The following is a 25,324-nucleotide window of genomic DNA, read 5'->3' as shown; positions in this document are numbered from 1 at the left end:
CAAGACACCTAGTCTGTTTTGGTCCACATGCTTGTTTTCGATAGTAAATGGATTTCTGGCAGTGAGCATGGGATTTTGGTCTTTGTTGCAAGTGTAGGAAATGAAACTCGGACGACTTAACCACGTTGGCTTTGCAAACAGGCGATGACTGATCTTTCGACTATTTTTGCGGGTCTCGCTGCTGTTTCTCAGCCTGTCTTCAAATCAAAAGAAGAATGGGAGCGAGGCAGGTGGGCTGACTACAAGCTGTTCGCTTGGCTGTCGCTTATTGTAGCAGTCATCTTTACTTCCATGACATTTGTCACATTTGAAATACGGATAATGTAATGAAACTAGGCCGTCTAAACCATGTCGGCGTTGCAACGCCTTCTATCGCAGACTCAGTCGCGCATTACCGAGATGTGATGGGCGCAACGTCGATCTCCGATGAGATCATTCTGGAAGATCGCGGCCTCAAGGTCGTGTTTGTCGATACGCCCACCCACTCTGGCATGAATGGCACCCAGATCGAGCTGATCGAAGAGCTGAAACCCGGCGAGACCGCGATCAGTGCATTTCTGGCGAAAAACCCGTTGGGCGGACAGCATCACGTCTGTTTTGAGGTGGAGGACATTGACGAGGCTCGCGTATGGTTTGAAGGGCAGGGCAAGCGCATCCTTGGCCCAACCATCCCGGGAGCGCACGGCACGCCGATCTTCTTTGTGCATCCCAAGGATATGCAGGGTATGCTGACCGAGATTATGGAAACGCCCAAGGGCGCGCATTGAAATTCCTTCGTCATCCTGAACTCGTTTCAGGATAACGAGCACACAGAACAACGCGTTATGCTGAAACAAGTTCAGCATGACGGAAAATCGGAGAGAGCAGCGATATGACCTACGAAACAATCCTCGTGACTCGTGATGGCCCATTGCTGACGGTCACGCTCAATCGGCCAGATCGGCTCAACGCGATGCCGCCGCAAATGGCCGATGAGATTTGCGATGTGTTCTACGATCTGGGCGATGCTCGTGCGGTGCTAATCACGGGTGAAGGTAAGGGCTTTTGCTCTGGCGCAGACCTTTCCGCACGCGGCGATCGCAGCGAGGCGGACCTTAAGGGCGGCAGCCACAAGGCGCTGCAAAACCACTATAATCCCGCGATCAGCCAAGTGCTGCGCGCGCCTGTGCCAGTGATCTGTGCGGTCAACGGTCCGGCGGCTGGCGTCGGCTGTTCGCTTGCTTTGGCAGCGGATTTTACCATCGCCAGCAAGTCCGCTTACTTCCTTCAGGCTTTCGTCAATATCGGCCTGGTGCCTGACGGCGGTTCGACCTGGCTCCTGTCCCGCGCGATTGGCCGCGCTCGCGCGACGCGCATGATGATGCTGGGTGAAAAAATCGGCGGTGAGCAGGCGGAAGAATGGGGTCTAGTCTATAAGGCTGTGGAGCCGGATCAACTGATGAGCGAAGCGCGCACCTTGGCAGAAAAGCTCGCCAATGGGCCGACTCAAGCGATCCGCATGATCAAAGAGAACCTCAATCTGGCGCTTGATGGCACAGTCCAACAGGTGTTTGTCCAAGAGGCCGAGGCTCAGCGCATTGCCGGAGCCAGTGAAGACGCGAAAGAGGGCGGCATGGCTTTCCTCGAAAAGCGCAAGGCCGAATTTAAGGGGCGTAACCCTCTCCACGTCATCCTGAACTTGTTTCAGGATAACCCTCACTGTAGGCACATTGTTATGCTGAAACGAGTTCAGCATGACGGAATTGAGTATGACCAACAAACCAACAACCGAAGATTGGAAAGCGCTTGCGGACAAAGAGTCCAAGGGCCGCGATCTTACGTGGGAAACGCCAGAGGGCTTTGCGATTAAGCCGCTTTACACCGGCGAAGATCATGCCGATTTCGATCCCGGCCTGCCGGGCTTCGCGCCGTTCACGCGCGGGGTAAAGGCCAGTATGTATGCCGGGCGTCCTTGGACCATTCGGCAATATGCTGGCTTCTCCACCGCCGAGGAATCGAATGCGTTTTACCGGCGCAATCTGGCGGCGGGCCAAAAGGGCCTGTCGGTGGCTTTCGATCTTGCGACCCACCGCGGTTATGACAGCGACCATGCTCGCGTCGTTGGCGATGTTGGTAAGGCCGGCGTCGCGATTGATACGGTTGCGGACATGCAGGTGCTGTTCGACCAGATCCCGCTCGACACCATGTCGGTCTCCATGACGATGAACGGCGCGGTGATCCCGGTGATGGCGTTCTATATCGTCGCAGGAGAGCGTCAGGGCGTGAGCCAGGATAAGCTCTCAGGGACCATTCAGAACGACATCCTGAAAGAGTTCATGGTCCGCAATACCTACATCTATCCGCCCGAGCCGAGCATGCGGATCGTGTCGGACATCATTGGCTACACCAGCGCCAATATGCCGAAATTCAACAGCATTTCGATTTCCGGCTATCACATGCATGAGGCGGGCGCGACGGCGGTGCAAGAGCTCGCCTTCACAATCGCCGACGGCAAGGAATATGTGAAACGCGCGATGGCGACTGGCCTTGATGTCGATGCGTTTGCCGGGCGGCTGTCGTTCTTCTTCGGTATTGGCATGAACTTCTTTATGGAGATCGCGAAATTGCGCGCGGCGCGGACCCTGTGGTATCGCACCATGGACGATCTGGGCGCGAAGTCTGAACGCTCCAAAATGCTGCGCACGCATTGCCAGACATCTGGCGTATCCCTGCAAGAGCAAGACCCGTACAACAATGTGATCCGCACCACTGTTGAGGCGATGGCCGCTACGCTGGGTGGGACGCAAAGCCTGCACACCAATGCGCTGGATGAAGCGATTGCGTTGCCGACCGATTTCTCCGCCCGCATCGCACGCAACACTCAACTCGTCCTGCAAGAAGAAAGCGGGATCACCAATGTCGTCGATCCGCTGGGCGGCTCGCATTACATCGAGGCGCTGACCGCGACCCTGGTTGACGAAGCGGAAAAGTTGATCGCCGAAGTGGACGAAGCGGGCGGTATGACCGCCTATGTTGATACCGGCGCACCGAAGGCCGCGATTGAACGCGCAGCGGCGGAGAAACAGACCGGCATCGACAAGGGTGAAACCGTCATTGTCGGGGTGAATAAATACAGACAGGCTGAAGAGCAGCAGATCGAAACGCTCGACATCGACAACCAGAAAGTGCGAGCCGGGCAAATCGAACGCCTGAAACAGGTGCGCGCTGGCCGGGATGAAACCGCTTGTCAGGCTGCGCTAAAAGCTCTTACCGAAGGCTGCGCATCGGGTGGCAACGTGCTGGGGCTTGCTGTCGAAGCCGCTCGGCACGATGCGACACTTGGTGAGATTTCATCCGCTATGGAGCAAGTGTTTGGTCGCCACGATGCGACACCAAAGCCGGTCAGCGGCGTTTATGCCAGCGCCTATGAGTTTGACCAACGCTGGGCGCAGGTGACGGACGGAGTGTCGGCGGTTGAACGACGCCTTGGCCGTAAACCGCGCATCATGGTTGCGAAGATGGGGCAGGACGGGCACGATCGCGGGGCCAATGTGATCGCATCCGCCTTTAATGACATGGGGTTCGAAGTGATCAGCGGCCCGCTGTTTCAAACCCCGCCAGAGGCGCGCGATATGGCGCTGGAGCATGACGTTGATGTGATCGGGGCGAGTTCACTTGCTGCAGGGCACAAGACGTTGATCCCGGAACTCATCAACCTGCTGAAAGAGGCCGGTCGGGCCGATATCAAAGTGACCGCTGGCGGGGTGATCCCGCCGCAGGATTACGACTTCCTGCGTGAAGCGGGCGTGCAGGGTATTTACGGCCCCGGCTCAAATGTGGTCGAATGCGCAGCAGATATTCTGACGCTGCTTGGCCACAATATGCCGCCATTGGGTGAGGGGTTGGAGGAGGCGGCAGAGTGAATGCTGCTACGGCCTTTCTAGCCTTGGGCGCTCTGCTCACAGCCCAGCCGCTGTGGGCCTGCACAATGTCCTCAAGCCCTTCTGAAATCCGCAAGGAAGTCATTGCCGAACCGGGCTTGATGCGCGTCAAGGGCACGTTCCGCATTTATGAACCGATTGAACCCGCGGCCTATGGGGAGCCGTTTCTCATCCGCGGGACGATAACTACTAAGCGCGGAAATACACGGAAAGTGTGGCTGCATTACATGGATGTGTGGGCTCAATGCGGCTTGCAATTTACCCCACCACATGATGCTACGGGCGTATTTTGGATATCGCGCAAGCGAACCGACAAACGCCACGAGATGCGGTTGTGGGAAGGCGAATATTTGGCCACGCCAGAAGCTCTCAAGAATAAGCAATCTAGAGAAGCGGCTGAGTGAATAGACCAGCGATAAGCCTCTGCATGTTGATCGCTGCATCCCTCGCGATGCCCACGCAACCCGTTTCGGCCTGTACGCAAGAGGGCTCAGAGAAAGCGGCGCGCTATTTTGAGCGAGAACGGAAAAAGCGGATCAAAGTTGAGGGAATGTTGCGGGTCGAGAGCAATTTCACAATCACGCGACCAGACGAATTTGACAAAGATGTAATCGCAGAAGAAACATGGCACTTTGGGAGCATCGAAACCGACAAAGGCTCCACCTACAAAACTTACCACAAGACCGACAATGTGATCTATTTGTGCGGGCGTGCTCAAGGGCCAGTGCGCGATGCGCGAGGTGTTTTCTATCTTCAAAAAAACCTAGAAGACGGAAATTTTTATGTATACGATTGGGAAGGGGAATACCTTCCAATACACACACACTCGCGATAACCAGAGTTAGCAGCAAGATGCGCGGGTGAGAGTTGCATTCTCTTGCACAAAACAAAGTATATGGAATTGCATCGATGATTTGGATTGCACTTTGGGCCAGCACCACTGGCCTTATCGGGGCGAATGATTGCGACCGAGAGGCTGCGCAGGCGGGCGTTCAGGAGGCTCTCAATGCATGCTCTTTTTTCGATTTGGGCGAAGCGGAAGAAAACCTCGAAAACGCTTTCGGTGATGCCGCTGCTCAGGCAGTTTCGAACGACAGGCGGCGCGGCAAGATTGATATTGCAATCACCGATTTAAGCCTATTGACCGCAGCGCAAGAACAATGGACGCGCTTTCGCGAAGCCCACTGCGCAGCGATGGCTGGCCCACAACAGGGCAGCTCTGCCGAATGGCCGCAGATCAAAAATGGCTGCATGATTGCAATAACCGAAGCGCGCACTGCGCAGCTCCAAACCTATACCCGTGAGGTAAGATAAGTGACCCTGATACGCACCGACTGGACCCGCGAAGAGATCGCGAACCTGTTCGACCTGCCATTTACTGAGCTGTTGTTCCAAGCGGCAAGCGTTCACCGTAAAAACCATCCGCCAGAACAGGTGCAACTGTGCACTTTGCTGTCGATCAAGACTGGCGGCTGTCCGGAAGATTGCGGCTATTGCAGCCAGTCGGTGCATGCGAACAGCGGGGTAGAGGCGACCAAGCTGATGGATGTGCAGGCTGTGCTGCAATCGGCGGCTCAGGCCAAGGATCACGGCAGCCAGCGTTTCTGCATGGGCGCCGCCTGGCGCAATCCCAAAGACCGCGACATGCCCGCGATTGTCGAGATCGTGAAAGGCGTGCGTGAGATGGGTCTTGAAACCTGCATGACGCTGGGCATGCTGACCCCGAAACAGGCCGATATGCTGGCCGAGGCGGGCCTCGATTATTACAATCACAACATCGACAGCAGTCCGGAATATTACGAGCGAGTGATCAGCACGCGCGGCTTTGATGAGCGGATTGAGACGCTGGATCATGTCCGCAATGCCGGGATCAATGTTTGCTCTGGTGGGATCGTCGGCATGGGCGAAACGCGCGAAGATCGCGTGGGCTTCGTCCACACGCTGGCGACTTTGGAGGCCCATCCTGAGAGCGTGCCAGTAAATGCGCTGGTCCCGGTAAAGGGCACAGTTCTGGGCGATATGCTGGCGGACACGCCGCTTGCGAAGATCGACTATATTGAGTTCGTCCGCACCGTTGCGGTCGCTCGGATTACGATGCCGATGAGCATGGTGCGGCTGTCCGCTGGGCGCGAAAGCATGAGCGAGGCGACGCAGGCTCTGTGCTTCCTCGCGGGCGCGAATTCGATCTTTACCGGAGACAAGCTGCTGACCGCACCCAATGCGGGTGATGACAGCGATGGGGCGCTGTTTGCGAAGCTGGGACTGACTGCGCTCCAGCAAGAGGAGCCTGCGCGCGCCTGTAAGGTAGCGAAGCCTGCCGAGTGAAACGCTTTACTCTCGTTCTTGCAATACTGGTCGCCGGTTGTTCCGCCCCCGCTGACAGCCCGTCTAGTTTGGTCATTGAAGAGACTGAGGCAGCCGTGTCTTTGCAGGGCAGCGAACAAGAAGAATGGCCGTTTGAAAAGTGTGACAGAAAGGGCAACGACCATGCGTTGACCGCGTGTTTGCTAGAAGACTTGGAAGCGGCGACAGCTGAACTTGAAGAGACGGTGAAGCTGGTCCGCGAAGCTACCAGACAAGAAGGTCTGGATATGGGTGCGCGCGATGATCCTAATGACCCTGAGCGAATGCTGACCACGGCGTATGGTCTGTCGGATTTCACCGACTCCTTTGATAAAATGCAGGCCGCGTGGGCAGAGCTCAAGGATCGACAGTGTGATTGGGACACCATAGTTGCCTTTGCTGGCCAAGGTTCCGGTCGGCACATGTTTTATATTGAATGCGAAATTGAATTGATTGAAACGCGGACTGAGTTTCTTAAGCAGCAACTCAAGAGCGATCGTTTCGCCTTTTGACCCTCGGCTTCTCCGTCGATGAGCTTCTGCCCAAGGCACGCGGCGGCGGGCAACTCAAGATGGGCCTTAGCAAACTATCCGAAGAAAACTGGCTTCAACCAAACCCTGATATAGCTGCGCGGCGTCAAGGCTTTGCGGAATTTCCAGAAGGCGCTCAGCTCACCGCAAAGGCCTTGGAGCCGGGAGAAGAACTGGCCGAAATACTGGGCATCAAAGGCGGCCTGATCGAGGCCGCAATGGCACATCATGAGGATATGTGCCTGCTCACCCGGTTTGATGGTGAGGAGTATTATCGCTTGATCGGAACGGCGGTGGCGTGGCCGAGCGATTGGCGTCCAGCCGACAAAATGGGGCTGCCTTTACGCGTGCTGCATGCGCCGATTGCTGGCTATGAAGAGCAATTGGCCAGCGGCGTCGATCACTTTATGTCGAAGCTCCAGCCAGGCCAAATTTATGGCCGATGCAATTGGTTTATCGCGCCGACGGGTGAAAAACGCTGGCTCGCGGACAATCCCGCGTCAATTGCTTTTGCCCATGTTACGCCGAACAATGCGGGTGAAACCTTGTTTGTCCGATCAGAGCGGCAGACACTGCGTAGACTGCCGAAAACCGGCGTGATCCTGTTCACCATTGGCATTTATGTTGAGCCGCTTGGGGCGCTGAGCAACGCCAATATCGCTCGACTTGCGGTGGCGGCTCAGACCTTGACGACAAATGAGGGTGACCGCCGGGGCGCCCAGCATTATGCAGCAAGCCTCAGCGCATTCGCCGCGCGAAAGGATTAGGCCGTAAACTTGTACACCACACGTTCGAGGTTGGAGGCAAAATGGCCCAGTGCAAGGAAGAAAGACGCAGGAATATGGCAATCTTTCAAGACTTTCTGACGCAGGAATGGGCCATTTGGGCCAAATCCCGCCGGGACGCCTCAATGATTTTGCTCTCACTTCGAAAGCCACTTGGAAAGGCGGTCAGCCTTGCCTGCGTGACTTTCGAAGCGATAGCTGCGCCATTGAGACGCCTCGAACGCGTGGTGTACGAGTTTACGGCCTGAACATGATCGAAGCTCTCTTAATGCTGCTCCAGGCTGATTACGTCCCAGCTTGCGACCAAGAAAAGGCCGACCAAGGCATTCAGCAAGAGATGAATATCTGCGCGCTCAATGACTTTCTTGCCGCCGATAAACAGCTCAACGAGCAATGGGCGATTACCTCAACCGTGATGAAATCGCGCGATGAAAGCTGGAAGTCCGAATGGGATGAGCGCCCCGGGTATTTCAATAGCTTGCTCGCATCTCAGCGCGCTTGGCTGAAATATCGCGATGCGCATTGCCGGGTGGAGGGATATGCGGTGCGCGGTGGCTCGCTGGAGCCGCTGCTAGTGTCGACTTGTAAGACCAGCCTTACCGAAGCGCGAACACAGGAATTGCGCTCGCTTGCAGAGGAACCTGCATAAGACAACACCGCCGCCGTCTTGCTTGGCGCGGCACAAGACGGCATAGCGCCTGTCATTATTGTTCACGCCCGGGGGCCTAATTTGTTTTCCAAGATCCTGATTGCCAATCGCGGTGAAATCGCTTGCCGAGTTATCAAGACTGCGCGCCGGATGGGTATTGCGACGGTTGCCGTCTATTCCGATGCGGATGCGCGCGCGCCATTTGTAAAAATGGCGGATGAGGCGGTCCATATTGGGCCTGCTCCGGCGGCGGAAAGCTATTTGATCCCGGAAAAGATCATCGCTGCGTGCAAGGAGACGGGAGCAGAGGCGGTGCATCCCGGCTATGGCTTTTTGTCTGAGCGAGCGAGCTTTGTTGAGGCGCTCGCTGCAGAGAACATCGCCTTTATCGGCCCGCCAGCTGGGGCGATCGCAGCGATGGGCGATAAGATCGAATCGAAGAAGCTGGCGATGGAAGCGGGTGTTAATGTGGTCCCTGGCTTTGTCGGCGAGATCGAAGACACTGAGCATGCCGTGCGTATCGCCAATGAGATCACTTATCCGGTGATGATGAAGGCCAGCGCTGGCGGCGGCGGCAAGGGCATGCGCCTCGCATGGTCTGAAAAGGACGTGCGAGAGGGGTTTGAAGCCACCAAGCGTGAAGGGCTCAACTCCTTCGGTGATGACCGCGTCTTCATCGAGAAATTCATTGAGAACCCGCGGCATATCGAAATCCAGATATTGGGCGATAAGCACGGCAATATCCTCTATCTGAACGAGCGTGAGTGCAGCATTCAACGCCGTCATCAAAAGGTTGTGGAAGAAGCGCCGTCGCCATTCGTTACGCCGAAAATGCGTAAAGCGATGGGCGAGCAATGCGTCGCGCTGTCGCGCGCGGTAGATTACCACTCAGCAGGTACAGTTGAACTGATCGTGAGCGGAGCGGACCCGACCGGTGAGAGCTTCTATTTCCTCGAAATGAACACCCGCTTGCAGGTCGAGCATCCGGTCACAGAAGCGATTACGGGCGTTGACCTGGTTGAACAGATGATCCGCGTTGCCGCTGGCGAGGAGTTGGCGATGACGCAGGATGACATCGGCATTGAAGGCTGGTCGATTGAGAACCGGGTCTATGCCGAAGACCCCTATCGCGGGTTCCTGCCCAGCACGGGGCGGTTGGTCGAATATCAACCCCCACTTGCCGGGTGGACTGATGATGGCAGTGCCAATGGCCGCCGCGGCGTTGACGGCGTGCGGGTCGATGACGGTGTCTATGAAGGCGGCGAGGTTTCGATGTTTTATGACCCAATGATCGCCAAGCTGATCACATGGGGCGAGACGCGCGATGAGGCGGCAGATAAGCAGATCAAAGCACTCGACAATTTCCGGCTCAAGGGGTTGGGGCACAATGTCGATTTTCTAAGCGCGATTATGCAGCATGGTCGGTTCCGCTCGGGCGAGTTAACCACCGGCTTCATTGCGGAGGAATATCCCGATGGATTTACCGGTGCGCCGGCTGATGATGCGCTCATGCGCCAGCTTGCCGCGCTGTTTGCCGGGGCTGAGTTCACCGAACGTGTCCGTGCTCAGCAGATTTCTGGACAAATGGCGCCACTACCCAATCCGCCCTCAGACTGGTCGGTGAAAATTGGCGATCGCTCGTTTGATGTGCTGCTGGAAGAAGGCGGTGCAACCGTTGATGGTATCGCAGTTCGCGGCACGTGGGACTGGGAAGTGGGCATGCGCTCTGCCGAGGTTACCGGCGAGAATGAAATCGGCATCCAGATCGAGCGCAGCGGCGTACGCTGGCGGATCACGACACGCGGAGCATCGCATGATGCGTTGGTTCTACCGGCGAAAATTGCCCCGTTGGCTGAACACATGATCGAAAAGATCCCGCCTGATCTGTCGAAAATGCTGATCTGCCCAATGCCTGGGCTGCTCGTGAAACTGCATGTAGGCGAGGGCGACGAAGTACAACCCGGACAACCACTGGCCACAGTTGAAGCGATGAAGATGGAAAACATCCTGCGCGCTGAAAAAGAAGGCACAATTGCGAAGGTCAATGCGGCTGAAGGCGAAAGCTTGGCAGTGGATGCAGTGATTCTTGAGCTTGAATAAAGCGTGATCGCTTTACACAATCGGGGTGTTGCATTTTAGGAAACTTACTGCCTCTTTTGCTTTCCTACGCAAGATTATTCCATTTTTATAAAACAAGTCTGGTTTAACTGTACCAATTTCGGACGCAGCACTTGTCGGAACACGACAATCTTTCGAATTTGCTGGCCAATTGGAATATTAGTGGCAAGCTTTTATCTCGTCCCGAATCGGCGGGGCCATTCGAGGGGTCGAAATGGCAAAGCAAGGCACAGGATTTTTTGATAGCAAAGGTCACTACTTTCGTTCGCCGGATGAGGCGACATGTAGTGACTTGGCCGCTTTGCTTGGGCAAATTGGCGATGGCGAGAGCTTGGCTCCAGGGATTGCGCACACACTGCTGAAACGGCGCGCGGATATTGAGCGGCTGTTTACGGAGCATGATGCCATGCTGATCGAGCAAGAGCGGATCAAAGCTGCGCTTGAAGGCCTACCAGATAAAGTCTCAAAACTGCCTACGCGGGGCTGACCAGAGCCAGTCTCGCTTAATCATCGATAATTGCGACTGCGCGGATCCACCCCGCGCTCGCTCGTTCAATCTTCACTGGGAAGCAGCTAAAGGTGAAGCCGTGCGATGGCAGCGACTTTAAGTTCGTGAGCTTTTCAATCTGGTAATATGGCCGGATGCGGCCAGCCTTATGGCCTTCCCAAATGATCGAGGGATCCCGGCTCTCGGCCCAGCGCCTGGCTGTGTGACTGAACGGCGCATCCCAGCTCCAGGCATCCGTGCCGACCACTTCAACGCCGCGCTGGGTGAGCCACAAAGTGGCCTCCGCGCCCAGTCCGACGCCCTGATCGGTAAAGTTGTCAGTGCCATACACTGCGCCTGATTGGATCAGCACAATATCGAGCGGCTGAAGCTCGTATTCAATCTTGGCGAACGCCTCTTCCAATTCGGCGGCGCTCACAACGTGCCCATGTGGCAGGTATGAAAAATCAAGCTTCACGCCCGGACGCAAAAACCGATCTAGCGGTGCGTCGTCGATGCTTGGAGCAGGGATGGCACCCTCATTCGTGGTTGAGTGGTAATGCCATGGCGCATCCATATGCGTGCCGTTATGCGTCGACAGTTCCAGCATCTCGACCGCCCAGCCTTCGCCATCGGGCAGATCCGATTTTTCGAGGCCAGGGAAGAACATCGCGATCTGTTCCCAGGTGCTCTCATGCGTCGTGTACTGGATCTTAGGTCGCATGACCTCAGGGTCGGAAATCACATCATTGGTGATCGGGATCGAGAGATCGATAAATTGTGTCATGCAAGCTGCTCATCCAGGAACACAGCGACATCGGTCAGGTCGACATCGCGCGCGACAAACGCGTCGCCAATCGCATTGAGCAATAGGAATGGCAGAGTGCCTCCAGCCATTTTCTTGTCATGCCGCATGTGGTCGACGAGTTTTGCTCCGCCACATGACAGACCGAGTTCGCTGATTTCTGACCGAAGTCCGGCATTCACCAACGCCCGTTTAGCGCGGTCTGCATCCTGCATGGTGAAATGGCCTCTCCGCGCGGAATATCGGGCGGCCAAAACCATGCCTAGCGCGACGCCTTCGCCGTGGAGTAGTTTTTGTGAAAAGCCGGTTTCCGCCTCCAGCGCATGGCCAAAAGTGTGGCCAAGATTGAGCAGCGCGCGCCTGCCGGACAGCTCACGTTCGTCCTCGGCGACGATGCGCGCCTTGGCTCGGATACTAGTGGCGATGGCATGGGTAAGGGCCTCTGGCTCGCGGGCGATCACCTTGGCCCCATTCGCCTCCAGCCAGTCAAAGAATTCTGCATCACCGAGGAGGCCGTATTTCAGCACCTCGGCATAGCCTGCGCCCATCTCGCGCGGCGGCAAGGTGGCGAGTGTTTCGGGGTCGATCAGAACTGCATTGGGCTGATGAAAAGCCCCGATCAGGTTCTTTCCTGCGCCTGTGTTGATGGCGGTTTTGCCGCCGACCGAGCTGTCGACCTGAGCAAGCAGGGTGGTGGGAATTTGCACAAAGCCGCATCCGCGCTTCAGCACCGAGCAGGCAAAGCCAGTGAGGTCACCGATAACTCCGCCGCCGAGCGCAAACACATTGTCTCCGCGCTCTATGCCAAGCTCGAGCAGCCAATCGGTCAGTTTTTCTAGGACGCCCCAAGACTTTGCGCCTTCGCCTGGTTCGACGATGAACCAATCTGCATCGTAGTGTTCGCTATTTAGGCTCTGCTCAATTACTTCGCTGAACAATCGGTGTGTCACGCTATCAGCAACGAATGGCACTTTCCGAGGGATGAGGCCGTTTCGGGGATGGTAGTTTTCGTAGAAGTCACGAGCTTTGACGGCAAAATCGTGCAGCAAACCAGCCTCAATCGTTACGTCATAACTGCGCCCGCCCAGCTCGACTGGAATTACATGCATTGGTCTATTGCCTCGATAATGCGGTGGGCCACGTCGCTATGCGGGCCGTCCATGCTTTGGACCTGGATTTGGGCCTGCGAGTAGAAGGGTTCGCGCTCATTATAAAGGCGCGTCAGAATTTCCTTTGGGTCTCCCGTGCGCAGCAAGGGCCGCGTGTTGCGCCGCGATGTGCGTGCCACCAGAGTGTCGATATCGCAATCGATCCAGACCGCGATTGCTTTGTCCAAGATCAGCGCGCGGGTGTCATCATCGACGAAGGCCCCGCCGCCGGTTGCGATTACGCCAGAGTGTTCCTCCATCAGTCTCGCAATCACCCGCCGCTCTCCATCGCGAAAGTAAGCCTCGCCAAACTCGTCAAAAATTTCCGAGATTTTCCGCTGCGCTGCCTCTTCGATCGCATCATCGGCGTCGACGAAATCGCGCGACAGCATGCTGGCAAGCCTTCGTCCGACTGTGGATTTGCCAACACCCATCAATCCGACCAGCACAATCGGGCGCGTGCTCTCGCGTTTTATGCGCGCAATCGCGGCTGCAAAATCATCGTGGTTTGTAATGGGCTGCTCAGTCATTGCCGCATGGCCTATAGATGGGGTAGGGCGCGTGCAATATGGCTCGCACACATGGCACGATTAGACCTATGGAGAAACCGGTAGGTCGCCCCGGTGGCGGCGGGCGCTGGAAATGGTATTTGATAGCGGTGATAATTGCGGTGATAGTGCTTGCCTGGGTTGATGGCGGTGAGGAACCGCTGCATCCGATTGTGCAAGAAATTGATGTGCCGGAGGCGCAGTGATGCATGGTTTGAAGATTACGCGTGGTGTTCCAGCGCATGCCGTTGGCAAGCGCACGCGTGTTGTCGCTGCGGCAATGGGCGCGGCTGTTCTGACGGGAGCGTTGGCCGCCGGCTACGCAGGGGCGCAGGATGCGCCTGAATCGCTGCTTCCGCCAGGGTTCGACGATCCGGCTCCACCACCACCACCTCCTCCGCCTCCACCACCGCCGCCCGCTGGTGTAAGTCCAGGCGTACCTAGCGGCCCAGTGCCTTCTGGCCCGGTCGCGCCGCCGCCACTGCCCGGAGGCGGCGACTTGCCGCCTGTGCCAAGCATTTCGAGCGACGCGCTAGGTGATTTGCCGACTGTTGCGGAACTGGAGGGCATGTCGACCGACGAGCTAGACGATCTGCTTGGGTTGAAGCCGCGTTATGATATTCCGCCTGCTGCTCGTCGCACTCTAACGCGGGTTGGTGTGCTGAACGAAGAAGAAGGCGGTTTGCCCACCGCGTCGCTGGCCAATCAGCCAGCCGGACTGGTGCGCGCAGCGATTGATGGGACCAAAGGACAATTGGTCTCGCGCTGGGGCCATATTTTGCTGCGCCGCGCTGCGGTGAGTCGGCTCCAGGCGCCGGACGGCATGAATCCGGTCGAATTTGCTGCCTTGCGTGCTGGCTTGCTCAATCGCTTGGGCGAGTTCGCGGCGGCCCGCGCTTTGGTGCAGGATGTCGACACCGGAAATTGGAACACTCCGCTCACGACGGCGGCCTTGCAATCTTATGTCGCCACATCGGACTTCGTTGGTGCGTGTCCAGCCGTGCGCTTGCAGGGGTCAGAGCGGGAAGATCCGCGCTGGGTCATGTGGCAGGCGATCTGCAACGCTTATGCGGGTGAAAGCGCTCTTGCGGGATCGCAGCTTGACCGTGCTCTCGACAATTCCATCGCGCCGGAAATCGATATCCTGCTGGCACGCCGATATGCTGGCGCAGCGGGGAGCGGCCGAAGGGCGGTCGATGTGGATTGGGAAGGGGTGGAAGACCTCAACCCATGGCGTTTTGCCTTGGCCAATGCAGTTGGGGAGGCCGTGCCAGAGGCTCTGATCGAGCAATCGGGCGCGTATTATCAGCGCGCAGCGGCAACCGGGCCAATGGTTCCGTTGGGGGAGCGGGCGAAATATGCCGCTCGCGCCAGCAGTGAAGGCATTCTGTCCGCCTCGGCTATGGTTGGTCTCTACAGTCAGATTTACGCCGACGACAACATCACTGGCCAGGCCGCAGATACCGCAACACGCCTGCGTGAGGCCTATGTGGGCGGCGATCCGTCTGCGCGCTTGGCGGCGATGCAAACGATCTGGGGTGAGCCATCCGATGGCGGCGCGATTACGGATTATAGCGGCTACGTCATGACTGCTTATGCGGCCGCCCGTATGCCCGCGAGCAGCAGCTTGGCTGATCAATCGGGCGGGTTGATTGCATCTATGCTGGCCGCAGGGTTGGACCGTGATGCGCTCGCCTGGGCCGAAGTGGTGCCCGGCGGAAGCCTCGGCTGGGCGTTGATCGTGCTGTCACAGGCAGAACGCGGCGTGCCAGCTTCGTCCGATGATTTGGGCGAATTTGTTGGCAATGATACAAGCGCTCAACAGCGCAAATCGCAGTTTCTCATCGCCGGCCTTGCTGGTCTTGGCCGGATCAGCAGTGCTGATCAGTCGGACTATGAAGATGAGCTGAGCCTCGACCTAAACCGACAGAGCAAATGGGCTCGCCTAATTGCTAGCGCTGGTGAGGTGGAGAATCAGGCTCTCGTTTCCTTGCTCGCGGGGCTAGGGATGCAAGGTTCAAGCTGGGAACAAATGACGCCGCGCCATCTCTATCATATTGTCTCTGCGCTGAACGCAGCAGGGCTTGACGCAGAGGCGCGTATGATCGCTGCGGAGGCGGTGGCGCGCGGCTGAGGCCGAGGCGCTGATACGATGTCAGCCGCTACAAAAGCCTTCCTTGATATGCTGGCGGCCGAGCGCGGCGCGGCGCCCAACACTTTGTCTGCTTATGCGCGCGATTTGAGCGGCGCAGAGGAAGAGATTGGCGATCTGGCCAGGGTCAGCCGTGACAATGTCGCGCAGCTCGCCAGCGCTTGGGCCAGTCTTGCGCCATCCACTGTCGCGCGCAAAACCTCAGCCGTTCGGCAATTCTTTGGATTTGCGTTGGATGAGGGATGGCGTGAAGATGATCCATCAGGCGCTCTGCCTCAGCCGCGCACTCGGCGGCCTTTGCCCAAAGTGCTCTCGCATGACGATATCGCGGCATTGTTTGGCCGCGCCGAAATGGAGGCCGAGAGCGGCAAGCCTGACAAGGTGAGGCAATTGGCGTTGCTAGAACTGCTATATGGATCTGGGCTGCGCGCGACCGAGCTAGTCTCGCTCCCGCTCAGCGCGGTCCCGCGAGATGCGCCGTTGCTCACTGTCATGGGTAAAGGCGGGCAGGCGCGGATGGTTCCGATTAGTCAGCGCGCGCAGGAGGCTTTGTCGATGTGGCTGGAGATGCGCCCGCAAGAGCCGAGATACCTGTTTCCCTCGCGTAGCGGCAAACACCTTAGCCGGGTGAGGCTGTTCCAATTGCTGAAAGAGCTGGCGGCGCGCGCTGGGCTTGATCCTAAAGGCATCAGTCCGCATGTCCTGCGCCACGCTTTTGCGACGCATCTGCTGGAAGGCGGGGCAGACCTGCGCGTGCTGCAAACACTGTTAGGTCATGCCGATATAGCGACCACTCAGATATACACGCATGTGGATGCAGCCAGGCTCGTAGCTCTGGTCAATTCGCGCCACCCGCTTGCCACCCGCAGCACATCGGACTAGCGCAATTTTATGACTGCTTACCTCGAATTTGAGAAACCCGTTGCCAAGCTTGACGAACGCATTGCCGAATTGCGCAGCGCGTCAGAAGGCGATGAAGTTGATATTGCGAGCGAGATTACGCGCCTTGAAGCCAAGAGCGCGGACCTGCTTGCAACGACTTATGCATCGCTGACACCGTGGCAAAAGACACAGGTTGCACGGCACCCCAACCGCCCGCATTTGCGCGACTATATCGAACATGCTTTTGATGATTTCGTGCCGTTGGGCGGCGATCGCTATTACGGCGATGATGATGCGATAATCGGCGGTTTTGCTCGGCTTAACGGCCGCCGGGTCATGCTGATCGGGCATGAAAAGGGACACAACACCGAAACCCGGATCAAGCACAATTTCGGCATGGGTAAGCCAGAAGGATATCGCAAGGCAATCCGTCTGATGGAGATGGCGGGACGATTTGATCTACCCGTGGTGACTTTGGTCGACACGTCGGGTGCGTTTCCCGGCGTTGAGGCGGAAGAACGCGGCCAAGCAGAAGCCATAGCGCGCTCGACAGAAGCGTGTTTGGCGTTGCCCGTCCCGATGGTTGCTGTGATCGTAGGTGAGGGCGGTTCCGGCGGCGCAGTCGCATTGGCCAGCGCTGAGCGGGTCTTGATGCTCGAACATGCGGTCTATTCTGTAATCTCGCCGGAAGGGTGCGCATCGATCCTGTGGAGAACGGCGGATAAAGCGCCCGAAGCGGCTCAAGCGATGAAGGTGACGGCGCAGCATCTCAAGCGCCTTGGCGTGATCGATCGGATCGTAAAGGAGCCGGTTGGCGGCGCGCACCGTGATCCTGCAGCCACGGCGGCAAACCTTGGCAAGGCGATCAGTAAAGAACTTGATGCTATGGTCGAACTGCCGAGTGAAACTTTGATCCGAACGCGCGAGGAACGCTTTCTGCAAATGGGTGGTTAGCGCCGTCTCGGGCGGCATAATGCGCGCCCTTTTGCACGTATCACGCGATGAGGAGGGGTCATAGGGCTTGCCCAAAGCGTCGTTTTCCCGATATTCTCGTGCCAAGTCTGCGAACGCGGATGAAAGGGTGCAGCTTCTGGTGGGATGCTGCTTTTGAGGACCGGGAGAACCACTATGCCGCAGACAATTGTATCCAACATGAGAAGCGTGAACCTGCGCAGGATACGTTCGAGCCGAGCTTTGACTGTGACCATGGCCGCGCCCTTGGCATTGGCACTTTCAGGATGCCTAGGCGGGGCACCAATCCCCTCTGCGTCAGCTCCAATTACTCAGACCGAAGCGCGGCAAGGCGCTGAATTCCATCCGCAATTGCTTGCCGAATTTGGTGGGGCGATGACCGGATCTCAGGCCGCCTATGTTGAACAGGTGGGCAAGAATATCGCTGTGCAATCGGGCCTCGGTAACGCTCGCGAAAGCTTCACAGTCAGCACTCTCAACAGCTCAGTAAACAATGCCTTTGCTGTGCCAGGCGGCTATATCTACACAACCCGTCAGCTGGTCAGCCTGATGAACAATGAGGCTGAATTGGCGGCCGTCTTAGGTCATGAGGTCGGCCATGTGGCTGCGCGTCATTCCCAACGACGCCAGCGAAACGCTCAGCGCAATCAGATCGGCGGTGTTCTTGGCGCGGTACTCTCCGGCGTGCTTCTGGGTGATAGCCAGATTGGAAACACCGTCAGCCGCGGCTTTTTGCAGGGTTCGCAAATGCTTACCTTGAGCTTTTCTCGCAGCCAGGAATTGCAGGCGGATGAGCTGGGCATCGAATATCTTAGCCGAGCGGGTTATGACACGCGGGCTATGGGCACGGTTTTGGCCAGTCTAGCGGCGCAAAACTCACTTGATGCGCGGCTTCAGGGGCGCGGCGATGCGAAAGTGCCCGCCTGGGCATCGACTCACCCGGACCCAGCTAGCCGGGTTCAAACAGCCCTTTCAAAAGCAGGTCCGAACGTCGGTGGAACGACCAATCGCGATACTTTTTTGAGCCGGATTGATGGTGTGATTTATGGCGATGATCCCGAGCAAGGGGTGATCGAAGGACGCCAGTTTATTCATCCGGAATTGCGGCTATCGTTCACTGCGCCTCAGGGATTTTACATGGTCAACGGCTCGCGAGCGGTCAGTGTTAATGGCCAGGGCGGACAAGCTCAACTGACGCTTGCACCCTATGCCGGTGATCTGAGTAGCTACATTCGCCAGCAATTTACCGCCTTGGGCGGTGAGGATCAGCAGCTTTCCCCATCCAGTATCCAGCGCACCACCGTTAACGGAATTAGAGCCGCCTATGGGACGGCGCGGGTCAACAACGGCAATTCTCAGGTCGATGTGGTCGTATTCGCCTATGAGTTTGCGACTGACCGGGCCTATCACTTCACGGCCATCACGCCTACTGGGCGGGGCAATGCGTTTACAGCGATGTTCAATTCCATGCGGCGAATCAGTTCAAGTGAAGCCAGCGCGGTGATCCCGCGGCGCATTGATGTGGTGACGGTTGGTCGAGGTGATTCGGTGCAATCGTTGAGCCGGCGGATGGCATATTCCGATGCTCAGGAGGTTCGGTTCCGTGTGCTTAACGCATTGGGTTCCGGTGAAGGGGTGCGGCCAGGACAGAAAGTGAAGCTGGTCGTTCGTGCACGCTAGGGCGTTGGAGTGCTAGAATATATTGCCTGCTGCGGATGTTCGCAGATATTTCGTCTTAGATCATTCGCAATTGGATATATTTGGGGCAAAAAAAGCGGCGGGGGAAACCCTCGCCGCTCCTTTTTTCGATAAGTCTTTCGACTTAGCTGCTCTCGTTGGCCATCGAGTTAGACACGGTAGAGAACGTGGTGTTCAGCTGTGTGCCGAGGCCTTGCATAGCGCCGATTGCGGCAACAGCGATAAGAGCTGCGATCAGACCGTACTCAATTGCGGTTGCGCCCTGCTCATCAGCGAAAAGTTTGTTAAAGAATTTCATTTGTAGTCTCCTGGTTCAGTCTTCGATACCCATGCCCACCCTGATTCGGAGTGGACCATGTCATGGCTAGTGGTTAGCTATTGAAAAAAACCTAATTCGCAGGCTTTCTAAAAAGTTAACCGCTCACAACCTCTGTAACGGCAGTTTGAACGCGGCCCCAAAGCCCGGTGTTTTCATCCGCGACACCGCGAAGAGCACCCAAAATTGCGATCACAACCAAACTGACGATCAGACCATATTCAACGGCTGTGGCACCATTTTCGTCGCTCCGAATTTTTCTCAGAGTTTTAAAGAAAAGCATGTTTCACATCCGTCGATTACGTTCTTGATGATCAGACAAATGGTCGCAGCGCGTTAAGAAAAGGTTGATGGCGACCACAGAAATGGAAAAAATTCCGACATGATGATGAACTTGATACCTGTTGCTGCGGGCGCTTTAAGGGGTGCAGATGGTCTGTGGTTGATGCATCGACGGCCTTTACAAAAGGCGCATGGAGGCCTGTGGGAATTTCCTGGCGGCAAGGTCGAGATCGGCAGAAACCCCTAGGGATGCGTTGATTCGTGAGCTTCACGAAGAGCTCGGCATTGCGATCGAGCCAGAGGATTGCGCGCCTGCTGGCTTTGCTCAAGACGATGGATCTCCGCACGAAAGCCCGATTGTCATTCTTCTTTACACTATAGCCAAATGGCACGGTCTTCCCGCTGCATTGGAGGGTGGCGAGGTCGGTTGGTTCACGCCAGTCCAAATCGCTGAGCTTGATAAACCACCCCTAGATGTGATGCTGGCCAGGCAGCTTTTCAAAAAAGCATGACACTCTCACGCTAAAGGGATTGCCAAGCGCAGCCACCGCCCGTATGTGCCGCTCCTCCAGCGCACCCGTAGCTCAGCTGGATAGAGTACCTGACTACGAATCAGGGGGCCGGAGGTTCGAATCCTTCCGGGTGCGCCATGAAAAGGGACTGACCATCAGGTCGGTCCCTTTTTTGTTTCCGCTCTCGCAAATCGATGAATGCCAAAGGTTCGGCACTGATTCTGCGATCCTGCAATCCCAGCCCTAATGCCTCGCACTCTTGCAATCTTCACATTTGCAACGCGTCATATTTTGCGCAAAAGGTCTGTACGGGATCAGCCGAAGCAACAGAAAGCGATACGAATGAGCGACTTGCACGATCACGACATGGATCCCGACATGCCCATGGCGAAGCCTGATGTGCCTGATCATGTACAGGATGCGATCCGCACGCTGATCGAATGGTCGGGCGATGATCCCGCGCGTGAGGGGCTGATCGACACGCCAAAGCGGGTGGGGCGTGCATGGCTGGAATATTGTCAGGGCTATAAGGAAGACCCCGCGATCCATATGAGCCGGGTGTTCGAAGAGGTCGGCGGCTATGACGAGATCGTCATGCTGAAGGACATTCCGTTTCAGTCCCACTGCGAGCATCACATGGCGCCGATCACCGGCAAGGCGGCGATTGCATACCTTCCCAATAAGAAGGTCGTTGGCATCTCCAAACTCGCGCGCGTGCTGCATGGCTATGCGCGCCGACTGCAGATTCAAGAGCGCCTGACGGCGGAGGTTGCAGCCTGCATCTGGGACAATCTGGAGCCGCAGGGTGTTGCCGTGGTGATCGAGGCGCAGCATGGCTGCATGACCGGGCGCGGCGTGCGCACTCCCGGCGTGGGCATGATCACATCTCGGCTGCTCGGCTGTTTCCTTGATGATCACCGCAGCCGCAAGGAAGTGATGGCTCTGATGGGTTATGGCTAGGCTTTAGCAATGCCCATATTTTATTTCACAATTTTAGGCCATAATCCCAGACTGCTTCATAGATATAATAAGTTCTGTGAGTTGTGCGCGGCACTCTGCATCAATGTTGCTACCGCCCTCGGGAGCTGCAACGTGTACTGCTGGGGAAGCACCGATCAAACCAAATGGTTCCCACTTTCCTGGTTCGCCGCCCTTGGTGCAAATCCACCCAAGCGGTCCGTCTTTTTTGGCCTCGCCGTTGAATGCCATATCACCGCGAGACCATGCCCCATTGGATGGTGGTGCTCCGCTACGCCATAGGACCTTTTTGCCACCAGATACCTGCCAAGGACCCTCTGCTGTAATGTGAACCGCGCGTTGATTGTTGGGGTGAAGGATCTCCAGCCCATTGGTGCCGTTAGTGTTTCGCAACGAGAGCACGGGACCATCGCCGCGTCGCTCCAGCCGGTAGCCTGCCTGATATTGCCATACTGAACCGACGCTCGTTTCCAGCCGACACAGTGAACCGGATATGTTTACTCTTGTTTTTGTTAAATATGGTGATGCGTGCGCGATGATTTCGTTTTTATTTCCCCCAAGCTCGCCATAGAAGCGTGGTGACCCTGCGTGTTCGCAACGTGGTTGTAAAACGCTGTTATGTTGACCCTGTAGATTGAACAGGACAAAGTCATCACCGATTGCCTCCAGCGATGGACGCATCCAGCAATTTCCATTGATCGGATAGTTGTTATCTTTGATTTCAATGTGCGATCCGCTGGAATTCACACCATTTGAATACCGGCCACCCCAGAATGTATTCTGGTTGCACCAGCTACCCGGTGAACCCACGTCGAGATAAGTCGAGTGCTGATTGTTTGTCAGCTGGCTAATATGAATTTTGTTATAAACGCAACCCGCTCCATCTCCTCGTAACCAGATACCCCGTTGAAAATTCAAGACCGAGATATGAAACTCGCCCATATACGCGTTTTGTATCATTATCCCATGCACCGGGATAGACCAATCAATCGAGGCCTTCTCTATGACCAAGTGGCCAAGGATACGCGGACGCGAGAGTAACGAGCCACTCGGGGCTGCGATTGTTAGAGCGGTATCGGGCTTGCTTGAATCAAAGTATAACTCAGCACCCTCGCTCATAAGCGTGATCGCCGCGCTGATCTTGAGACCTGATGTGGTACGGTATTTCCCATTTGGCAGGAATAGAGCAAGTTCGAACGATTGAGCCGCATTAATTGCAGACTGAATAGCGTTAGTGTCGTCAGTCACTCCATCTCCGGTTGCACCAAACCATCTGATACTTAGGCGCCCCTCAAGCAGTCGAACCCATGCGCCACTGGAACCACTTTTGTCGCCTGATATTGGAACATAAAGGCCTTGCGAGGGGTCATTGGTGCACTGAACTGACAAGTCATTATCATCGTACACAAACCAGCCAGCCCGACCGTTTTCGACCAGATAAACCGCTGAATTGGGTGGAGCTCTGAATGCAGAAAGTGCGATACGATTAATGATTGTGGGTATTGAACTGACAAAACTGCCAGAACTAGCATTGGCCTCGTTCACCAAACTTCCGCTTAAACCTAGTGCGCCTGCGGAGGTTATCCCGCCGCGCATGAAGTACCTTCTCGTGGTCATATAGAATACTCTAGTTTGCAGGCTGGTCTTATCGTTCGGCTGCTACAGCACATAGTTAGATTGATCTCATTAGAAGAGCTAATGCTAACAAAAAGGGCGCCTTTAGCAGGGCGCCCTTTCTACGTCTGGATCGGAAAGCTGATTATAGCTGACCGAGCATATATTCCGCGCTGGAGACCTTGAATTCGCCGCCGTCTTCAACGTTCAGTTGTTCCACCACGCCGTCATTCACCACCATTGAGAATCGCTGTCCGCGCTTACCCATGCCAAATCCGCTGCCGTCCATGGTCAGGCCGACGGCGTTGGCAAAATCGGCATTGCCATCGGCCAGCATGGTGATGTCGCCGCTGCCTGCCGCATCGTTCCATGCGCCCATAACAAAGGCATCATTGACCGCTGTGCCGACGATTTCATCGACGCCTTTGGCCTTCAACTCTTCCGCCTTGTCGACGAAGCCAGGCAGGTGCTTGGCCGAGCAGGTCGGCGTGAATGCGCCGGGCACGGAAAACAGCGCGACCTTTTTGCCCGCGAAATAGTCTGCGGCTTGAACTTGCTCTGGGCCCTCTGCGGTTGCCTTTACCAAAGCTACGTCTGGGAGCTTGTCCCCTACTGAAATCGTCATCGCGCTGTCCTTTATTGAAGAGTGAACTGTGACCCGTAATTTAATGCCCGTGCGGCCAGCTTCAAGCGCAATATGATGCTTAAGACGGCTTTACCGTTGTGGTTCAGCCTTCTGCAAAGGCGGATCGGCCATGGTAGGTTGAAACGGGGTCGCACTCAGCTCATTTGAGAACAGGATGGATCCCATCCCCCGCGCCGGATTTAAATCTGGTGCAAAGGGAGGCGGCTGTGCACGCCCCCGCACAGCCGCTCACTTCTCTCCGCTGTCGTCGCCGCCTAGGTCGGCGTGCTCTTATCCGAGCCTTGGGTTCGCTGAAATTACATATAAAGATTACTTTATATTTGCTTGTCTAGCGGGTGGACGCTAGGGCGCACCGAACAATTTTACATTCCCCTAGGAGTCTCTCATGGCCACCGTAGCCGCTACTCAAGACTACATCATCAAAGACATCGCGCTGGCGCAGTTTGGCCGCGACGAGATCCACATCGCTGAAACCGAAATGCCGGGCCTGATGGCTCTGCGCGAGGAATATGGTGCGGCGCAGCCGTTGAAGGGCGCGCGGATCACTGGATCGCTGCACATGACGATCCAAACCGCTGTTTTGATTGAGACGCTGATCGCTCTGGGTGCGGAGGTACGCTGGGCGACCTGCAACATCTTCTCGACGCAAGATCACGCCGCGGCAGCCATTGCTGATCAAGGCATTCCAGTGTTTGCGATTAAAGGCGAGACGCTGGCGGATTATTGGGATTATGTTGGCCGCATCTTCGATTGGTCGACCGACAGCGATCCAGACCTGACCGCCAACCTCATCCTCGATGATGGCGGTGATGCGACGATGTTTGCGCTATGGGGCGCACGGATTGAAGCGGGCGAGGAAATGCCTGCTCCGGCGAACGCAGAAGAAATCGAATTCCAGCGCGCATTGAAAGCATTCGTCGCGGCCAAACCTGGCTATCTGACAAAGAGCGTGCAGACCATCAAAGGTGTTTCTGAAGAGACCACAACTGGCGTTATGCGGCTGTATCAGATCGGTAAACAGGGCAAGCTGCCATTCCCGGCGATTAACGTGAATGACAGCGTGACCAAGTCGAAGTTCGACAACCTTTATGGCTGTAAGGAATCGCTGGTCGATGCGATCCGCCGCGCAACCGACGTGATGCTGGCCGGTAAGGTTGCCTGCGTCGCTGGCTACGGCGATGTTGGTAAGGGTTCGGCCGCGTCTTTGCGTGATGGCGGCGCCCGCGTGATGGTGACCGAAATCGATCCGATCTGCGCCTTGCAGGCGGCAATGGACGGCTATGAAGTTGTGTCCATGGAAGAGGGTGCAAAGCGCGCCGATATCTTCGTGACGGCAACCGGCAATGAAGACGTGATCACCGGTGAGCACATGAAGCTGATGAAGAACATGGCGATCGTGTGCAACATCGGCCACTTCGACAGCGAGATCCAGATTTCCGCGCTCGACAATTACGATTGGAAAGAAATCAAAGAAGGCACCGATATGGTGACCATGCCGGATGGCAAATCTCTCCTGATCCTGGCGAAAGGTCGCCTCGTAAATCTCGGCTGTGCCACCGGTCACCCAAGCTTTGTGATGAGCGCGAGCTTCACCAACCAAACGCTCGCTCAGATCGAACTCTACACGAAAGCGGATGAGTACAAGAACGAGGTCTATGTCCTGCCGAAGCACTTGGACGAGAAGGTTGCCGCGCTTCATCTTGAAAAGCTTGGCGTGCAGCTCTCGCAGCTAAGCCAGAAGCAAGCGGATTACATCGGCGTGCCGAAAGACGGCCCGTTCAAGCCGGATCACTACCGCTACTAAGACACGCAAACTCTCTCGGGTCAGCCCGAGCGCAGTTCAAGCCCTCGCAGAAGTGCAATTCTGCGGGGGCTTTTTGCATGCCGCTGCTTGCAAGATTGCGGCCCTCCGCATAGCTGGGTTGCATCGGCAGTTTCT

General features: G+C 56.4%; 28 protein-coding genes and 1 tRNA gene. 22 read left to right on the top strand and 7 right to left on the bottom strand.

The window, feature by feature from the left end; translation table 11 throughout:
- Positions 1–144: 144 nt before the first annotated feature.
- From AC0V6O_RS09795 to AC0V6O_RS09735, 13 genes are all read left to right on the top strand, one after another.
- On the top strand, positions 145–327 hold the full coding sequence (locus AC0V6O_RS09795; RefSeq protein WP_486143601.1) for a hypothetical protein: 183 nt from the start codon (positions 145–147) through the stop codon (positions 325–327).
- Complete coding sequence (locus AC0V6O_RS09790) at positions 327–767, top strand: VOC family protein (protein WP_472639077.1); 441 nt, start codon at positions 327–329, stop codon at positions 765–767. The genes AC0V6O_RS09795 and AC0V6O_RS09790 overlap by 1 nt, the downstream gene beginning before the upstream one ends.
- A gap of 104 nt (positions 768–871) precedes the next feature.
- Positions 872–1,849 carry an enoyl-CoA hydratase-related protein gene (locus AC0V6O_RS09785; RefSeq protein WP_486143599.1) on the top strand — a complete coding sequence of 326 codons (978 nt, stop codon included), beginning with the start codon at positions 872–874 and terminating at the stop codon, positions 1,847–1,849.
- Complete coding sequence (scpA, locus tag AC0V6O_RS09780) at positions 1,749–3,902, top strand: methylmalonyl-CoA mutase (RefSeq protein WP_486143597.1); 2,154 nt, start codon at positions 1,749–1,751, stop codon at positions 3,900–3,902. Before AC0V6O_RS09785 ends, scpA begins: the two co-directional genes overlap by 101 nt.
- On the top strand, positions 3,899–4,324 hold the full coding sequence (locus AC0V6O_RS09775) for a hypothetical protein (RefSeq protein ID WP_486143595.1): 426 nt from the start codon (positions 3,899–3,901) through the stop codon (positions 4,322–4,324). Before scpA ends, AC0V6O_RS09775 begins: the two co-directional genes overlap by 4 nt.
- Before the next feature lie 23 nt (positions 4,325–4,347).
- Positions 4,348–4,755, top strand: a complete 408-nt coding sequence (locus tag AC0V6O_RS09770; protein ID WP_486143593.1) for a hypothetical protein — start codon at positions 4,348–4,350, stop codon at positions 4,753–4,755.
- A gap of 74 nt (positions 4,756–4,829) precedes the next feature.
- The gene (locus AC0V6O_RS09765) at positions 4,830–5,234 is read left to right on the top strand and encodes a lysozyme inhibitor LprI family protein (protein ID WP_486143591.1); all 405 of its coding nucleotides are present in this window, start codon (positions 4,830–4,832) and stop codon (positions 5,232–5,234) included.
- Positions 5,235–6,245 (top strand): biotin synthase BioB, encoded by a 1,011-nt coding sequence (bioB, locus tag AC0V6O_RS09760; RefSeq protein ID WP_486143589.1) that lies wholly within the window; start codon positions 5,235–5,237, stop codon positions 6,243–6,245.
- On the top strand, positions 6,242–6,775 hold the full coding sequence (locus AC0V6O_RS09755; protein WP_486143587.1) for a lysozyme inhibitor LprI family protein: 534 nt from the start codon (positions 6,242–6,244) through the stop codon (positions 6,773–6,775). Before bioB ends, AC0V6O_RS09755 begins: the two co-directional genes overlap by 4 nt.
- Positions 6,772–7,560, top strand: a complete 789-nt coding sequence (locus AC0V6O_RS09750) for a heme-dependent oxidative N-demethylase family protein (RefSeq protein ID WP_486143585.1) — start codon at positions 6,772–6,774, stop codon at positions 7,558–7,560. Before AC0V6O_RS09755 ends, AC0V6O_RS09750 begins: the two co-directional genes overlap by 4 nt.
- A gap of 49 nt (positions 7,561–7,609) precedes the next feature.
- The gene (locus AC0V6O_RS09745) at positions 7,610–8,227 is read left to right on the top strand and encodes a lysozyme inhibitor LprI family protein (RefSeq protein WP_486143583.1); all 618 of its coding nucleotides are present in this window, start codon (positions 7,610–7,612) and stop codon (positions 8,225–8,227) included.
- An 81-nt stretch (positions 8,228–8,308) separates the two neighbouring features.
- A complete protein-coding gene (locus AC0V6O_RS09740; RefSeq protein ID WP_486143581.1) occupies positions 8,309–10,327 on the top strand; it encodes an ATP-binding protein in 2,019 nt (672 codons plus the stop codon).
- Between the two features lie 232 nt (positions 10,328–10,559).
- A complete protein-coding gene (locus tag AC0V6O_RS09735; protein ID WP_472639070.1) occupies positions 10,560–10,832 on the top strand; it encodes a hypothetical protein in 273 nt (90 codons plus the stop codon).
- Positions 10,833–10,848: 16 nt separating this feature from the next.
- On the opposite strand, the gene AC0V6O_RS09730 is transcribed toward AC0V6O_RS09735, so the two are convergent.
- From AC0V6O_RS09730 to AC0V6O_RS09720, 3 genes are read right to left on the bottom strand one after another with little or no spacing between them, the layout of a single operon-like run.
- Positions 10,849–11,619, bottom strand: coding sequence for a cyclase family protein (locus tag AC0V6O_RS09730; protein ID WP_486143578.1), 771 nt, complete (start codon positions 11,617–11,619; stop codon positions 10,849–10,851).
- Positions 11,616–12,746 carry a 3-dehydroquinate synthase gene (gene aroB / locus AC0V6O_RS09725; protein ID WP_486143576.1) on the bottom strand — a complete coding sequence of 377 codons (1,131 nt, stop codon included), beginning with the start codon at positions 12,744–12,746 and terminating at the stop codon, positions 11,616–11,618. Before aroB ends, AC0V6O_RS09730 begins: the two co-directional genes overlap by 4 nt.
- On the bottom strand, positions 12,737–13,315 hold the full coding sequence (locus tag AC0V6O_RS09720; protein WP_486143574.1) for a shikimate kinase: 579 nt from the start codon (positions 13,313–13,315) through the stop codon (positions 12,737–12,739). Before AC0V6O_RS09720 ends, aroB begins: the two co-directional genes overlap by 10 nt.
- A 38-nt stretch (positions 13,316–13,353) precedes the next feature.
- Between AC0V6O_RS09720 and AC0V6O_RS09715 the strand changes: the two genes are divergently transcribed.
- From AC0V6O_RS09715 to AC0V6O_RS09695, 5 genes are all read left to right on the top strand, one after another.
- Positions 13,354–13,539 (top strand): hypothetical protein, encoded by a 186-nt coding sequence (locus AC0V6O_RS09715; protein ID WP_486143572.1) that lies wholly within the window; start codon positions 13,354–13,356, stop codon positions 13,537–13,539.
- Positions 13,539–15,467, top strand: coding sequence for a hypothetical protein (locus tag AC0V6O_RS09710; RefSeq protein WP_486143570.1), 1,929 nt, complete (start codon positions 13,539–13,541; stop codon positions 15,465–15,467). Before AC0V6O_RS09715 ends, AC0V6O_RS09710 begins: the two co-directional genes overlap by 1 nt.
- An 18-nt stretch (positions 15,468–15,485) precedes the next feature.
- A complete protein-coding gene (locus AC0V6O_RS09705; protein WP_486143568.1) occupies positions 15,486–16,367 on the top strand; it encodes a tyrosine recombinase in 882 nt (293 codons plus the stop codon).
- A gap of 9 nt (positions 16,368–16,376) precedes the next feature.
- Positions 16,377–17,321, top strand: coding sequence for an acetyl-CoA carboxylase carboxyltransferase subunit alpha (locus tag AC0V6O_RS09700; RefSeq protein WP_486143566.1), 945 nt, complete (start codon positions 16,377–16,379; stop codon positions 17,319–17,321).
- 174 nt (positions 17,322–17,495) lie between these two features.
- Entirely contained in the window at positions 17,496–19,019 is a 1,524-nt protein-coding gene (locus AC0V6O_RS09695; RefSeq protein ID WP_486143564.1) for a M48 family metalloprotease, read from the top strand.
- Positions 19,020–19,161: 142 nt separating this feature from the next.
- On the opposite strand, the gene AC0V6O_RS09690 is transcribed toward AC0V6O_RS09695, so the two are convergent.
- On the bottom strand, positions 19,162–19,335 hold the full coding sequence (locus AC0V6O_RS09690; protein ID WP_486143562.1) for a Flp family type IVb pilin: 174 nt from the start codon (positions 19,333–19,335) through the stop codon (positions 19,162–19,164).
- Between the two features lie 115 nt (positions 19,336–19,450).
- Entirely contained in the window at positions 19,451–19,636 is a 186-nt protein-coding gene (locus tag AC0V6O_RS09685) for a Flp family type IVb pilin (RefSeq protein ID WP_486143560.1), read from the bottom strand.
- 253 nt (positions 19,637–19,889) lie between these two features.
- Between AC0V6O_RS09685 and AC0V6O_RS09680 the strand changes: the two genes are divergently transcribed.
- The 3 genes from AC0V6O_RS09680 to folE all read left to right on the top strand — a co-directional run bounded on the left by AC0V6O_RS09680 (position 19,890) and on the right by folE (position 21,107).
- Positions 19,890–20,147 (top strand): NUDIX hydrolase, encoded by a 258-nt coding sequence (locus AC0V6O_RS09680; protein WP_486143558.1) that lies wholly within the window; start codon positions 19,890–19,892, stop codon positions 20,145–20,147.
- A 61-nt stretch (positions 20,148–20,208) separates the two neighbouring features.
- Positions 20,209–20,285, top strand: a tRNA-Arg gene (locus AC0V6O_RS09675).
- A 204-nt stretch (positions 20,286–20,489) separates the two neighbouring features.
- Positions 20,490–21,107, top strand: coding sequence for a GTP cyclohydrolase I FolE (gene folE, locus AC0V6O_RS09670; RefSeq protein WP_486143556.1), 618 nt, complete (start codon positions 20,490–20,492; stop codon positions 21,105–21,107).
- A gap of 33 nt (positions 21,108–21,140) precedes the next feature.
- On the opposite strand, the gene AC0V6O_RS09665 is transcribed toward folE, so the two are convergent.
- Complete coding sequence (locus tag AC0V6O_RS09665) at positions 21,141–22,670, bottom strand: glycosyl hydrolase family 28-related protein (RefSeq protein ID WP_486145577.1); 1,530 nt, start codon at positions 22,668–22,670, stop codon at positions 21,141–21,143.
- Between the two features lie 214 nt (positions 22,671–22,884).
- Positions 22,885–23,364 (bottom strand): redoxin family protein, encoded by a 480-nt coding sequence (locus AC0V6O_RS09660; protein ID WP_486143554.1) that lies wholly within the window; start codon positions 23,362–23,364, stop codon positions 22,885–22,887.
- 406 nt (positions 23,365–23,770) lie between these two features.
- On the opposite strand from AC0V6O_RS09660, the gene ahcY reads away from it, so the two are divergent.
- Positions 23,771–25,189, top strand: coding sequence for an adenosylhomocysteinase (gene ahcY / locus AC0V6O_RS09655; RefSeq protein ID WP_486143552.1), 1,419 nt, complete (start codon positions 23,771–23,773; stop codon positions 25,187–25,189).
- Positions 25,190–25,324 lie beyond the last annotated feature (135 nt).

Source organism: Erythrobacter sp. JB2-19 (assembly GCF_057365005.1).
This window is presented reverse-complemented; position numbering and strand designations above follow the sequence as displayed.